Genomic DNA, 12,284 nt, shown 5'->3' with positions numbered 1-12,284 from the left:
TTGATAGCTGTATGCGCTTGTGTGACGGTTGCTACAGCCTGTTTTTATGAAATCATCAGATACAGAAGCTGTCCGGCCCTTCGTCGAATTCAAAGACGTCTGGCTGGCCTATAACGAAGAGCTGCTGCAGGCCAATCACTTTGCGGTGGAGGCCATCGACCTCACGGTGCAGCGCGGCGAGTTCATCGCCATCGTCGGTCCTTCGGGCTGCGGAAAGTCCACGTTCATGAAGCTCACCACGGGCCTGAAGATGCCGTCCATGGGGCGCATCACGGTCGATGGCCAGCGCGTGACAGGGCCGCTCAAGATCTCGGGCATGGCGTTTCAGTCCTCCTCGCTGCTGCCCTGGCGCACCACGCTGGACAATGTGCTGCTGCCGCTGGAGATCGTGGAGCCGCACCGTTCGCAGTTCAAGCAAAAGCGCAAGGAATACGAGGCGCGTGCCATAGAGCTGCTGGGCAAGGTGGGCCTGGCAGGCTATGAGCGCAAGTTTCCCTGGCAGCTTTCCGGCGGCATGCAGCAGCGCGCCAGCATCTGCCGCGCCCTGATTCACGAGCCGCAGATGCTGCTGCTAGACGAGCCCTTTGGCGCGCTCGATGCCTTCACCCGCGAAGAGCTGTGGTGCATCTTGCGCGACCTGCAGGCCGAACAGAAGTTCAATGTGATTTTGGTCACGCATGATCTGCGCGAGAGCGTGTTCCTGGCCGATACCGTCTATGTGATGAGCAAAAGCCCGGGCCGCTTCGTGGTGCGCCGCGACATCGACCTGCCGCGCCCGCGTGATCTGGAGGTCACTTACACCCCCGAGTTCTCGGACATTGTCTACGAGCTGCGCGGCCATATTGGCGCCCTGCGCAAGAGCGGCACCGACATCGCTGCCGCCATTCCTCAATAAGGCGCATCATGAAACATCAAAAAACCGCCGAGCGCTGGGCTCCCTGGCTGCTGTTGCTGCTGATCGTCCTGCTCTGGCAGATCATCTGCTCGGGCCTAGGCGTCTCGGAGTTCATCTTCCCCAGCCCCTGGGCCATAGGCCATCAGCTCTATGAGTTTGCGGGCACGATTGCCATGCATGCCTGGCGCACCTACTGGGTGACGATGGCAGGCTTTGCCCTGGCGATCGTGGTGGGCGTGCTGCTGGGCTTTCTGATCGGCTCCTCGCGTCTGGCCTATGCGGCCTTCTACCCGCTGATGACGGCTTTCAACGCCTTGCCCAAGGCAGCGTTCGTGCCGATTTTGGTGGTCTGGTTCGGCATCGGCGCAGGCCCGGCCATTCTCACGGCCTTTCTGATCAGCTTTTTCCCCATCATGGTCAATATCGCCACGGGTCTGGCCACGCTGGAGCCCGAACTTGAGGATGTGCTGCGCGTGCTGGGAGCCAAGCGCTGGGACGTGCTGATCAAGGTCGGCCTGCCGCGCTCCCTGCCGTATTTCTACGGCTCGCTCAAGGTCGCGATCACGCTGGCCTTCGTCGGCACCACGGTCAGCGAGATGACGGCTGCCAACGAGGGGATCGGCTATCTGCTGGTCTCGGCCGGCTCTTCCATGCAGATGGGCCTGGCCTTTGCGGGGCTGATCGTGGTGGGAGCCATGGCCATGGTGATGTACGAGTTGTTCAACCTGCTGGAAAAGCACACCACGGGCTGGGCGCGCCGCGGCTCTCAGGGCGAGTGATACGCAGCTGCTGAAAGCGGAAAAGCCTGCCGGATCGTGCATCCGGCAGGCTTTTTTTGTACTGCGCAGTCAATGGCTAGCTGGCCGTGCGGCAGCTGGCAAATGCATCCAGAGGCTGCTTGTAGGTTGGAGAAGTGACATCCATCAATCCCATCACCGTATGGAACAGGTTGTCGTGCGAGCGCGGCTGGTCCAGAGTCTTGCTCAGACAGGCCTGATTCAGGCCGGTGCGCGCACCCAGCGTTCCCAGCCAGGCAATCATGGGCACATGTTTTTGATCGTCGGGCGCCATGGCGTAAGGCATGCCGTGCAAATAGACACCGAGCTCGCCCAGCGATTCGCCATGGTCTGACATGTAGAACATGCCGGTTTCAAACTGGTTTTGCTGGGTCTTGAGCCAGTCTATGGTCTGGGCCAGGAAGTGGTCGGTATAGCGAATGGAGTTGTCGTAGACATTGACCACGCTTTGCTGCGAACAGCTGGACAGTGCATTGGTGGCGCACTCGGGCTTGAAAGCCTTGAGGTCTGCAGTGGAGCGCTTGAAGTAGTCGGGGCCGTGACTGCCCATCTGGTGCATGACCAGAACCAGGCCCTTTGCCCGGCGTGCGGGGTCCAGCTTGGCGATGCGCTCGTCCAGGCCGCTGAGCAGCAGAGCATCCAGGCATTCGCCATCCTGGGCGCACAGCGCCTTGCCGGCCGGCGTATTCACGCTGTCGGCGGTATCGGCCATGGGGATACGCTTGCACACGCCTTTGCAGCCTGCCTGGTTGTCCACCCAAAGCACGGCCAGTCCGGCGGCCTGCAGCACGTCGAGCAGGTTGTCATGCTCGACCTTGGAGGCGTAAAAGCCTTCGCGGCCCAGGTTGGAGAACATGCAGGGCACCGATTCGCGGGTGCTGGTGCCGCAGGAGCGGGCATTGCGCCAGCTCAGCACATCGCGCTTGGCCAGCTCGGGGTTGGTATCGCGCTCGTAACCGTTGAGGCTGAAATTCTTTGAGCGTGCAGTCTCGCCCACCACCAGCACCAGCAGCGGCGGTTTCTGGGCTGCGGCATAGCTGGCACCCAGGGCCGCGCCGCCCGTGATGCTGACAAAAGGCCTGGGCTTGTTGAGCAGAGGATCCAGCGCCACCGAGGCTGCGGACAGCACGGGGTTGATCGGATTGATCATGTAGCGCAGCCAAAGATTGTTGCGCACCACGGGGGCCAGATCGCGGTAGGAAACGGCCAGTGATGCGGCTATCAGGGCAATGCCGCCCAGCAGCAGCAAGGCGGTGCGCAGCATATTGCGCCAGGCGCTGTTGGCGCGTTTGAGCGGGGTTTTCCACAGCCAGATGGCTGGCAGTATGGCGATGATCAACACCTCGGCCAGCAGCTTGATGTTGAACAAGTCCGAGCTTTCGCGCGCATCGGTCTGCAGGATGTTGTGAATCATGCCCTTGTCCATCACGGTGCCGTAGCTGACCATGAAGTACTGGGAACTGGCCGCCACCAGCAGCAGCGCCACCCAGAGCGGCTTGGTAAAGCGCGGCCAGGCAAACAAAGAGGTCAGCAGAAGGCTGGCGCCCAGCACCAGCGGCACAACCCGCAGGGCCAGCAGGGCCAGACTGCCGTGATAGCCATCCAGGGAAGGCAGGCGCAGCCACAGGGCCCAGTTCGCCGTCAGTGTCAGCCAGATGGCCAGGGCCAGAGCGATGAACTGAGGCGTGCGAGGTCGAAAAAGCCCCTTGAAAAATGGGGCGGAAACGGAGTCTTGGGTAGCCACGGTGGACGGCAAAAAAATAGGTATCGGAGAAGTCTGGCGGGACTTTCTTAAAAACCGCTGAAGCCTCCTACATGGTTAACCCTTGTAAAAAATTGTTTTATGTCAATTTGACGTATTTATTGGCACTGGGTCGCTGTTTCTGCCGCTTTTCCCCATTGGGCGCATAGCCGCAGCTTGCGCTCTTCAGCAGGCAAGGCTGCCAGCTCGCGCATCTGCGCATAGAAGCTGCGCCAGGTCTCGGGAGTGGCCGGGCCTTCGCCGCGCAGTTGCTGCCACCAGCGAGTCATGGCCGGCACCCAGTCGTCATAGGCGGCCAGGGCACCGAAGCTGGCGTTATTGGCCTGGGCCACCCATTCATCGGTCTGGGTCAGGCGCCGGTAATACTGCTCGCGCAGGGCGAGGCTGGTCAGCAGGGGCTCGTCGCTGGCAATCCATTGCGCTCTGAGCTGCGCATAAGTGGCGCGGAATTCGTCAAATACTTTGCTTTTGATGGCTTCCAGCACTTTGGCATCAAAGGCTTCAGTATTTTTCTGTTCATAAATCTGTTGCAGGCGCTGGCGGGTCTCGCGCGTCAGCTGCTGCCATAGCTCGCGTCGCTGCAGGCTCTGCTGCCAGCGCTGCTGCGTGGCGGCGCTGGCATGGCTGTGCAGCCACAAGGGTGTGGCCATACGCTCCACCGTGGTGGCAAAGGATTCGTTGAAGGCCGTGTCGTTCTTCACATACAGCAGCTGGTGGGCCAGTTCGTGGAACAGCAGGCCGGCAAAGTCGCCCTCCTGCCAGGAGGTGAAGGTGCTGAGCAAGGGATCGCCGCCCAGCCAGTTCAGATAGCCCAGCGTGGAGTAGGCAGGCACGCCATAGACGCTGGTTTCCAACCCCTGGGACTGAAGCGTCAGTGCCTGCGCCTGTGCGTCGCTCTTGCTGAAGTAGCCTCGGTAGGCAATGCAGCCGGTGACGGGAAAGCACCATTGGTGCATCTCCAGGCTGTAGGCCGGGGCTGCCACCACGTTCCAGACCGCAAACGGACGCTGCAGCTGGGCGTAGCGGGTGTAGCTGGCGTTGTCGGGCAGAGCCAGCTCCCGGCTGGCGAAGCGGCGCATCTGTTGCGCGGTCTGCAGGCGCTGACGCAGTGCTGAGGAGGTACTGTCTTCTGCCAGCCAGTCATCAATAGGCCGTGCGGCCTGAAGAATCTGCATCTGTCCCTTGAAACCTTGCCAGTAATAGCCGGCGCTGCTGCAGCCCGTCAGGCCTGCAATTGCGGCACTAATTCCCAGCAAAGCCCTCAGGCTGACTACACTCATCCTTTTTCTCATTGCGCTTGTCCGCCTGTCTGGTTTCACTTCATGGATTTTCTAACGCTCGCCATCATTGTCACCACCGTGCTCTACGTGCTCAAGAAGCAGGAGCAGCGTCAGCACACCCAGCTTCTGGCCCAGCATCTGGCACGCTTTCAGATCGAGAAGCTCATGGCCAATCTGATGGAGGGATATCTGCGTGTCATCGGCGAGAAGGATGCGCAGAGGCGTGAACAGATCTGGCCCGTGCTGGCCAATACCGAGAGCAGCCTGGTGAGCCAGTTTCAGCGTTTCGCGGATGAATTCGCCATCTTGCCGGCCGAGCAGACGCGTGCCAGCACCCTGCCGCTGGCGCTGCCCTATATGACCAGGGTTCTGCCTTCGGCCACCATGGATGTGCGCGAGACCATGAAGCTTCATGCCCAGGCGCTGGCGGCTGCCCGTGTGGGGGATGCGGCCGACGAGGAAGAGCGCAAGCGCCGAGCCTTCACCATGACGGCCGAGCTGATGCTGATGCAACACACCTGCCACTGGTTCTGCCGCAGCCGCACCGTTGCTTCCATGCGCTTGCTGGCGCGTCACAAGACGGCTTATGAACAAGTGCTGCAGGCTGTGGCCCCCGCCACCCTCAAGGCCTACGACAGGCTGGTGAAAGCCAGCAACTGATCCTCTGCCAGACCTGGAGGCAGTTTTAGGCAGGGATGTTTTCCGTCTTGACCCTGCCATAGTCGATGTGAACAATGGTTTTCATGAAAAACCTGTTGAGCACATTGGAGCCGCTGCTAGCAAGACTTCCTGTGACTGCATCGATACAGCTTCCCTCGGGCGAGCGTATCGGGCCTGAACACAGCGCGGTTCAACTCATTTTTCGTTCTCCCAAGGCTGTTGCGGCGCTGCTGGACGGCCAGATCGGCTCGATTGGTTCGGCCATCGTCGAAGGCTGGGTGGAGGTCAAGGGCAGCTCCCGCGACATCATGGCGGCAGCGGCCGGGCTGCTGCGCGGTGATCCGGTCAGCCATACGCCCTCCTGGCTGGGGCAGACGGTCTCCAAGGCCAGGTCGCTGGCCATGCACACGCTGACCCGCGATGCCGAGCAGATTCAGTTTCATTACGATCTCTCCGACGATTTCTACGCGCTGTGGCTGGACCCGCGCCGCGTCTATTCCTGCGCTTACTACAAAGAGCAGGGCATGAGCCTGGCGCAGGCGCAGGAGGCCAAGCTCGATCACATCTGCAAAAAGCTCAAGCTCCAGCCCGGAGAGCGCTTCTGGGACATAGGCTCTGGCTGGGGCGGACTGGTCTTCTGGGCCGCCGAGCATTACGGCGTGCAGGCCCATGGCATCACACTGTCGCGCAACCAGTTCGATCATGTGCAGCGTCTGATTGCCGAGAAGGGCCTGCAGGGCAAGGTTCAGGTCGAGTTGCGCGACTACCGGCAAATGGTTGATGTGGAGCCATTCGACAAGATCGGCTCGGTCGGCATGTTCGAGCATGTGGGCAGCGCCAATCTGCAGGAATACTTCGAAACCATTTATTCCATGCTCAGGCCCGGCGGACTGGCCTTGGTCCATGGCATCACGGCGGGCGGTGTCAGCAATGTGGAGCTGGGGGCCGGCATGGGCGAGTTCATCAATCGCTACATCTTTCCCGGTGGAGAGCTCATGCATGTCAGCCGCGTGCTACATGATCTGGCGGCCAGCGGACTGGAAATGGTGGATACCGAGAACTTGCGCCCGCACTACGCGCGCACGCTTTGGGCCTGGTCGGATGGGTTGGAGGCCAGGCTGGGCGAAGCTCAAATCATTTTACAAGCCCAGTACGACGAGGAAAAGGCCGCTAAGGCTTTGCGTGCCTATCGTCTTTATCTGGCGGGCTCGGCCATGGGCTTCGAGCATGGCTGGATTGCGTTGCATCAGATGCTGTGCAGCAAACCCGATGGCGATCTGCGCAGCGGTGCGATGGCGGGTGCGCAGAGCGGCTATCCTTTCAACCGCGAATACATCTACCGTTGAAGGAGTCGCTTCATGCCCTACAAATTCAAATCGCGTGCCACGGCAGACCTCATCATGCTGGACGCCAACGGCCGCAAGCTGCTGGAAATCATCGGCAAGTCTCCCGATGAGGTGCATGGCATCATCACCGTGGAGCAGATTCCGGCCGCCATCATCGCGCTGGAGGCTGCTGCCGCCGAAGATGCGGCCAGACGTGCGCAGCCGCAAGACGAAGCGCAGGAGGAGGATGCCGTGCCTGCAAATCAGGACGGCGTGGCCCTGGGCCAGCGCATCGTGCCTTTTGTAGACATGCTCAGGCGCAGCGCCGCCGATGGCAAGGAAGTGACCTGGTAAGCGGCCTTCTTCGGTCGCCCCATGCAAAAAAGCCTGCAGATGCAGGCTTTTTTGCGTTGAACGGATTGTGCGTTCTCAGTCGGCGTAGATGCCGGCGGCCTTGATGACCTTGCCCCACTTGGCGATTTCGGCTTCCACAAACTTCTTGTGACCCGCAGGGTTGGTACGGTCGTCGCTGGCAATCACGGCCCCCAAGGCTTCCTGGCGCTTGATGAACTCGGGGTCCTTGAGCGAAGCCTTCATGGCTTCGTTGATCTTTTGCACCACATCGGCAGGCGTGCCCTTGGGGGCGTACAGACCGTGCCAGATGGTCACGTTGAAGTCCTTCAGGCCCAGGGACTGCAGCGTGGGCAGGTCCTTGAGTGCAGGCGTGGTCAGAGGCTTGGCAGTGGTCACGGCATAGGCCTGAACCTTCTTGGCGGCAATCTGCGAAGTGGTATTGGTGGTCTGGTCGCACAGCAGATCCACCTGGTTGCCCATCAGATCGGCAATCGCAGGAGCTGCACCCTTGTAGGGCACGGGCGTCATGTCCTGCTGCAGCGAGGCCTGGAACATCAGGCCGCACAGGTGCGAGGCCGAGCCCACGCCGGCGTTGGCCAGATTCACCTTGCCCTGGTTTTTGCTGACCCAGTCCTTGACTTCGGCGAAGTTCTTGGCGGGCAGGGTGGGGCGGCCGATCAGCGTCATGGGCACATCGTTGATGATGCCGGCGTACTCGAAGTCGTTGAGCACGTTGAAGGACAGCTTGCGGTACAGCGTCGGGATGGTGGACATGCCGATATGCGTCAGCAGCAGCGTGTAGCCGTCATTGCGTGCACGTGCGGCCTTGGCCGTGCCAATCGTGCTGCCGGCACCGTCTGCGTTGTCGATGACGATGGTGGCGTTGTTCAGCTGCTTGCGCATGGATTCGGCCAGGTCGCGAGCCACCTTGTCGGTGGGGCCGCCTGCCGTGAAAGGCACGATGATCGTGATCGTCTTGCCAGCGGCTGGGTAGCTGTCGGCATGGCTGCTGATGGCTGCGGTAGCGGCCAGAGCGATGGTGGCGATCTTGAAAATAGTTTTCACAGTGTCTCCCTAAAAATAATGTGCAAGCAGACCAGGACGGTTGACTTGTCGTGACGTAAAGCCGGATTCTAGGTAGCGCTAATCTGTGGGGTTTTTGTTATTTTCTAAGTGTTATCCCTTGATGGAGCGGGCGATCACATTGCATTTGCGTTAAAGCAAACCGATTGCCTGTCGCGTATTGGCGACACATGTGCAGGGGCTTGGCCAAGCTCAAGTCCCAGTACAAAACCTTTAGGTCGCAGAGCCAGCCGAATGCTGGTAGCTCTTCAGAGCTTCACTGATAGGAGCGCGCATCCTCGATCACCTTGCCGTCATTGGGCAGGCTTCCGGGAGACACCATCTGCACTTCGCCGCGCAGCTTGGTGACTTCGCGCAAGGCGTCGATCACCTGCAGGGCAAAGCCCGGTGCGGTTTCCGTGGTTTCAACCAGCAACTGCATCTGGTCGTTGGCCATCTCACCCGTCACTACCAGCCTGGCCCTGACGATCTGCGGAAAGCGCTTGACGACCTCGGCCACCTGTTTGGCATGCACGAACATTCCGCGCACCTTGGTGGTCTGGTCGGCGCGGCCCATCCAGCCCTTGATGCGGGCATTGGTGCGACCCGTGGGGCAGGTTCCCGCAAGATAGGCCGAGAGGTCACCCGTGCCAAAGCGGATCAGCGGATAGTCGGGGTTGAGCGTGGTGATGACCAGCTCGCCCACCTCGCCCTCGGCCACAGGGTCGCCGGTTCCGGGGCGCACGATCTCCACGATCACGCCCTCGTCCAGCACCAGACCTTCACGGGCGCTGGTCTCATAGGCAATCAGGCCCAGATCGGCCGTGCCATAGCTCTGGTAGGCGTCTATGCCATGATCGCGCATCCATTGGCTGAGCGAGGGGGGGAAGGCTTCGCCGCTGACCATGGCCTTGGTCAGGCTGGGCAGCTTCATTCCCATCTCCTGGGCCTTTTCCACAATGATTTTCAGAAAACTGGGCGTACCCACATAGGCCGCAGGCCGCAGATCGGCCATGGCCTGCACCTGCTGCTCGGTCTGGCCCGTGCCGCCCGCGAACACCGTGCAGCCCAGGGCCTGAGCACCGGTTTCCATCATCGATCCGGCGGGCACGAAGTGATAGCTGAAGCAGTTGTGCACCAGCTCCCCAGACCTGAAGCCCGCGGCGTACATGGAGCGGGCCATGCGCCAGTAGTCGGGGCGGCGGCTTTCGGGCTCGTAGATGGGGCCGGGGCTGGAAAACAGCCTGGGCATGTCGTGGCCAAGGCCAATGGCATTGAAGCCGCCAAAAATCTGCTGCGGACGCTGTGCAGCCTGGCGCTCCAGCAGCTCGCTCTTGCGCGTCACAGGCAAGGTGGCCAGCGCTGCGCGACTGGTGATACGGGACGCATCCACACCTTTGAGAATTTCGGCAAAAGCGCTGGAGCGCTGCTGTGCATGGGCAATCTGCAGCGGCAGGCTGGCCATGCAGTCGGCTTCGCGCTGTTCGGGGCTGCGGGTTTCCAGGGCATCGTAGAAATCACTCATGGCAAATCCTGTAGAGAAAATCTGCAAGCAAAACTGAAGTCAATGGGCGCAAGTTAAAAACTGGCGCGCACCAAGCCAGAGACAGCGAGCAAGCGCCGCCGCGCAGCGAGGCCGTCGTCCCCCTAGGGGGAAGGCGCGAAGCGCCTCAGGGGGCAGTCATCAAGCCAACCAGCGTTTTCTGCGTTTGTAGCTCTTCACATCCTTGAAGCTCTTGCGTTCGCCGCCGCCCACGCCCAGATAGAACTCCTTGACGTCCTCGTTGCTGGCTAGATCCTTGGCGGAGCCGTCCATGACGATGCGCCCGCTTTCCATGATGTAGCCGTAGTCGGCGTATTTGAGCGCCATGTTGGTGTTCTGTTCGGCCAGCAGGAAGGTGACTTTTTCCTTGCTGTTGAGGTCTTTGACGATGTGAAAGACCTCGTCCACGATCTGCGGTGCCAGGCCCATGGAGGGCTCGTCTAGCAAAACCATACGCGGGTTGCTCATCAGCGCACGGCCGATGGCGCACATCTGCTGCTCGCCGCCCGAGGTGTAGGCCGCCTGGCTGGTGCGCCGGGTCTTGAGGCGCGGGAAGTAGTTGTAGACCTTCTCGAGATTGGCTGCAATCTCGCCCTTGTCCGTGCGTGTGTAGCTGCCGGTGAGCAGGTTTTCTTCGATCGTCAGGTGGGCGAAGCAGTGGCGTCCTTCCATGACCTGGACCACTCCGCGCTTGACAAGTTCGGCGGGCGAGAGGTTGGCGATCTGCTCGCCTTCCAGTGTGATGCCGCCTTTGGTGACTTCGCCGCGCTCGCCCTTGAGCAGATTGGAGATGGCGCGCAGCGTGGTGGTCTTGCCCGCGCCATTGCCGCCCAGCAGGGCCACGATGCTTTGGTGGGGGACTTGTAGCGAGACGCCCTTGAGCACCAGGATCACATGGTTGTAGATGACCTCGATGCCATTGACTTCCACCAGCGGTGCGGTCTGGGCGGAAGTGGAAACTGTGTGCGCGATATCGGTCATGCGGTCACCTGATAACTCAAAATAGATAGCTGTCTGCACTTCATGGATAAGCGCTTGAGGCTGATTTTTATAAATCCGGTTGCGACGAGGCGAGCCTTGGTCAGAGACATCAAGCAAGGACCGGGGCTGGCCGCGCCGCAGCGAGGATGTCGTCCCCCTCAGGCGCCAGGCGCCAGTGAGGGGGAAGGCGCGACGCGCCTCAGGGGGTGCAGGTTCTTACCTTGACGTTCTTTTCCTTGGCGTACTTTTCCGCGAATTCCTTGTAGAGCGGATCGACCATGGACTTGTCGGCCTGGTACCAGTCGGAAGTCACCTTGAACTTGGCGCCGTCCCAGGTGGCAATACGGGCCCAGTCGGCGCCCAGATGGTTGTCGCAGCTGGTCTTGAAGGGGCGGATGATCTTGCCGAAGCCCAGCTCGTTCAGGCGTTCCTGCGTCATATTCAGGTTCTCCAGGCCCCAGCGCACCTGCTCGGGTGTCATGACCTTGCCTTTGCCGAACTTTTCCTGAGCGGTGCGGATGGCCTCGACCTGCAGCATGGAGATCACAATGCCGCGAGTATGTGCCAGCTGGCCCAGTTCCTTGGCGTCCTTGGCGGTGCCCTGACCCTTGTCGTAGAGCATGGACTTGATGTCGCCATGCACCTTGTCGCTCTCGGCAGTGTTGTGGATGGTCACCGTGTTGTAGCCCTTGGCGCCGGCACCGATGTCCTTGACGTCATGGTCGGAGCCGCCCCACCAGACGGCATACATCTTCTCGCGCGGGTAGCCCGTGGCCTGCGCCTCACGCACGGCCGTAGGAGTCATCACGCCGGCCGACCACAGCAGCACATAGTCGGGGCGGTTCTGGCGAATCTGCAGCCAGGTGGATTTTTGCTCCACGCCGGGGGCAGTCACGGGCAGCTTGATCAGCTCAAAGCCATCCTTGGCGGCGCGCTTTTCCAGCAGCGGAATCGGCTCCTTGCCATAAGGCGAGTCGTGATAGACCAGTGCGATCTTCTTGCCCTTGAGGTTGCCTTTTTCCTTCTTCAGAATGTCCTGCACGATGGAGTCGGCGGCTGTCCAGTAGTTGCCCAGCAGCGGGAAGTTCCACTCGAAGACCTTGCCGTCCACGGACTGGGACAGACCATAGCCTGGGGTGACCACTGGCACCTTGTCGCCGGGAGCCTTGTCGGTCACGGCAAAGGTGATGCCGGTGGACTGGGTGTCAAAGCCCGAGGCGCCGCCGTCCTTGTTCTTGAGGCGCTCGTAGCATTCCACACCCTTGGCCGTGTCATAGGCGGTTTCGCATTCCTCGAATTTGATCTTCACACCGTTGACGCCACCCTTGGCATTGACCAGCTTGAGGTAATCCTGCTTGCCGTCCGCCCATGGAATACCCAGGGGCGCGAACTGGCCCGTGCGATACACCAGCAGAGGCACGAACTGCTCCTGGGCCTGAGCCGCAGGCGAGGCCATCAAGGCTCCCATGCCTGCAGCAACAGCAGCGGCAGCAATCGCAACTTTCTTGAACATCATCGACTGTCTCCTTGGGTTGTATGGGACGCTGTCCCGGTTGCAGGCACTCTGCGGTGTCTTGTAAATAAATCAGCTATCTCTCAATCAAGCACTCAGCAATTCAGGGCAC

At 60.8% G+C, this 12,284-nt stretch carries 11 protein-coding genes; 5 read left to right on the top strand and 6 right to left on the bottom strand.

The genetic code is table 11. From position 1 onward, the window contains the following. Positions 1–46: 46 nt before the first annotated feature. Both CSE6_RS22555 and CSE6_RS22550 read left to right on the top strand, forming a co-directional pair. On the top strand, positions 47–895 hold the full coding sequence (locus CSE6_RS22555; RefSeq protein ID WP_059441550.1) for an ABC transporter ATP-binding protein: 849 nt from the start codon (positions 47–49) through the stop codon (positions 893–895). Positions 896–903: 8 nt separating this feature from the next. After that, on the top strand, positions 904–1,674 hold the full coding sequence (locus tag CSE6_RS22550; RefSeq protein ID WP_003068629.1) for an ABC transporter permease: 771 nt from the start codon (positions 904–906) through the stop codon (positions 1,672–1,674). Positions 1,675–1,750: 76 nt separating this feature from the next. On the opposite strand, the gene CSE6_RS22545 is transcribed toward CSE6_RS22550, so the two are convergent. Next, positions 1,751–3,448: a phosphoethanolamine transferase gene (locus CSE6_RS22545; protein ID WP_059441549.1), complete on the bottom strand. Its 1,698-nt coding sequence runs from the start codon at positions 3,446–3,448 to the stop codon at positions 1,751–1,753. Positions 3,449–3,552: 104 nt separating this feature from the next. Next, a complete protein-coding gene (locus CSE6_RS22540; protein WP_059441548.1) occupies positions 3,553–4,734 on the bottom strand; it encodes an aminopeptidase in 1,182 nt (393 codons plus the stop codon). A gap of 42 nt (positions 4,735–4,776) precedes the next feature. Here CSE6_RS22540 and CSE6_RS22535 point away from each other — a divergent pair, with 42 nt between their 5' ends. From CSE6_RS22535 to CSE6_RS22525, 3 genes are all read left to right on the top strand, one after another. Then, positions 4,777–5,394 carry a hypothetical protein gene (locus CSE6_RS22535; protein WP_059441547.1) on the top strand — a complete coding sequence of 206 codons (618 nt, stop codon included), beginning with the start codon at positions 4,777–4,779 and terminating at the stop codon, positions 5,392–5,394. 74 nt (positions 5,395–5,468) lie between these two features. After that, on the top strand, positions 5,469–6,740 hold the full coding sequence (locus CSE6_RS22530) for a cyclopropane-fatty-acyl-phospholipid synthase family protein (RefSeq protein WP_083994797.1): 1,272 nt from the start codon (positions 5,469–5,471) through the stop codon (positions 6,738–6,740). Positions 6,741–6,752: 12 nt separating this feature from the next. Then, entirely contained in the window at positions 6,753–7,073 is a 321-nt protein-coding gene (locus tag CSE6_RS22525; RefSeq protein ID WP_034354819.1) for a DUF1840 domain-containing protein, read from the top strand. 75 nt (positions 7,074–7,148) lie between these two features. On the opposite strand, the gene CSE6_RS22520 is transcribed toward CSE6_RS22525, so the two are convergent. From CSE6_RS22520 to CSE6_RS22505, 4 genes are all read right to left on the bottom strand, one after another. Continuing rightward, a complete protein-coding gene (locus tag CSE6_RS22520) occupies positions 7,149–8,138 on the bottom strand; it encodes a tripartite tricarboxylate transporter substrate-binding protein (RefSeq protein WP_034377274.1) in 990 nt (329 codons plus the stop codon). Between the two features lie 274 nt (positions 8,139–8,412). Further along, positions 8,413–9,660 (bottom strand): phenylacetate--CoA ligase family protein, encoded by a 1,248-nt coding sequence (locus CSE6_RS22515; RefSeq protein ID WP_034377273.1) that lies wholly within the window; start codon positions 9,658–9,660, stop codon positions 8,413–8,415. Positions 9,661–9,819: 159 nt separating this feature from the next. Then, on the bottom strand, positions 9,820–10,659 hold the full coding sequence (locus CSE6_RS22510) for an ABC transporter ATP-binding protein (protein ID WP_012840001.1): 840 nt from the start codon (positions 10,657–10,659) through the stop codon (positions 9,820–9,822). Positions 10,660–10,858: 199 nt separating this feature from the next. Beyond that, positions 10,859–12,175, bottom strand: coding sequence for an ABC transporter substrate-binding protein (locus CSE6_RS22505; protein ID WP_034354805.1), 1,317 nt, complete (start codon positions 12,173–12,175; stop codon positions 10,859–10,861). Between the last annotated feature and the right edge of the window lie 109 nt (positions 12,176–12,284).

The sequence above is a fragment of the Comamonas sp. E6 genome, from assembly GCF_001010305.1.
GTDB lineage: Bacteria > Pseudomonadota > Gammaproteobacteria > Burkholderiales > Burkholderiaceae_C > Comamonas > Comamonas thiooxydans.
This window is presented reverse-complemented; position numbering and strand designations above follow the sequence as displayed.

Coding starts and splice junctions, on each gene's coding strand:
- CSE6_RS22555 (WP_059441550.1), top strand. CDS start 47: ATGAAATCATCAGATACAGAAGCTGTCCGGCCCTTCGTCGAATTCAAA.
- CSE6_RS22550 (WP_003068629.1), top strand. CDS start 904: ATGAAACATCAAAAAACCGCCGAGCGCTGGGCTCCCTGGCTGCTGTTG.
- CSE6_RS22540 (WP_059441548.1), bottom strand. CDS start 4,734: ATGAGTGTAGTCAGCCTGAGGGCTTTGCTGGGAATTAGTGCCGCAATT.
- CSE6_RS22535 (WP_059441547.1), top strand. CDS start 4,777: ATGGATTTTCTAACGCTCGCCATCATTGTCACCACCGTGCTCTACGTG.
- CSE6_RS22530 (WP_083994797.1), top strand. CDS start 5,469: ATGGTTTTCATGAAAAACCTGTTGAGCACATTGGAGCCGCTGCTAGCA.
- CSE6_RS22525 (WP_034354819.1), top strand. CDS start 6,753: ATGCCCTACAAATTCAAATCGCGTGCCACGGCAGACCTCATCATGCTG.
- CSE6_RS22515 (WP_034377273.1), bottom strand. CDS start 9,660: ATGAGTGATTTCTACGATGCCCTGGAAACCCGCAGCCCCGAACAGCGC.
- CSE6_RS22510 (WP_012840001.1), bottom strand. CDS start 10,659: ATGACCGATATCGCGCACACAGTTTCCACTTCCGCCCAGACCGCACCG.
- CSE6_RS22505 (WP_034354805.1), bottom strand. CDS start 12,175: ATGATGTTCAAGAAAGTTGCGATTGCTGCCGCTGCTGTTGCTGCAGGC.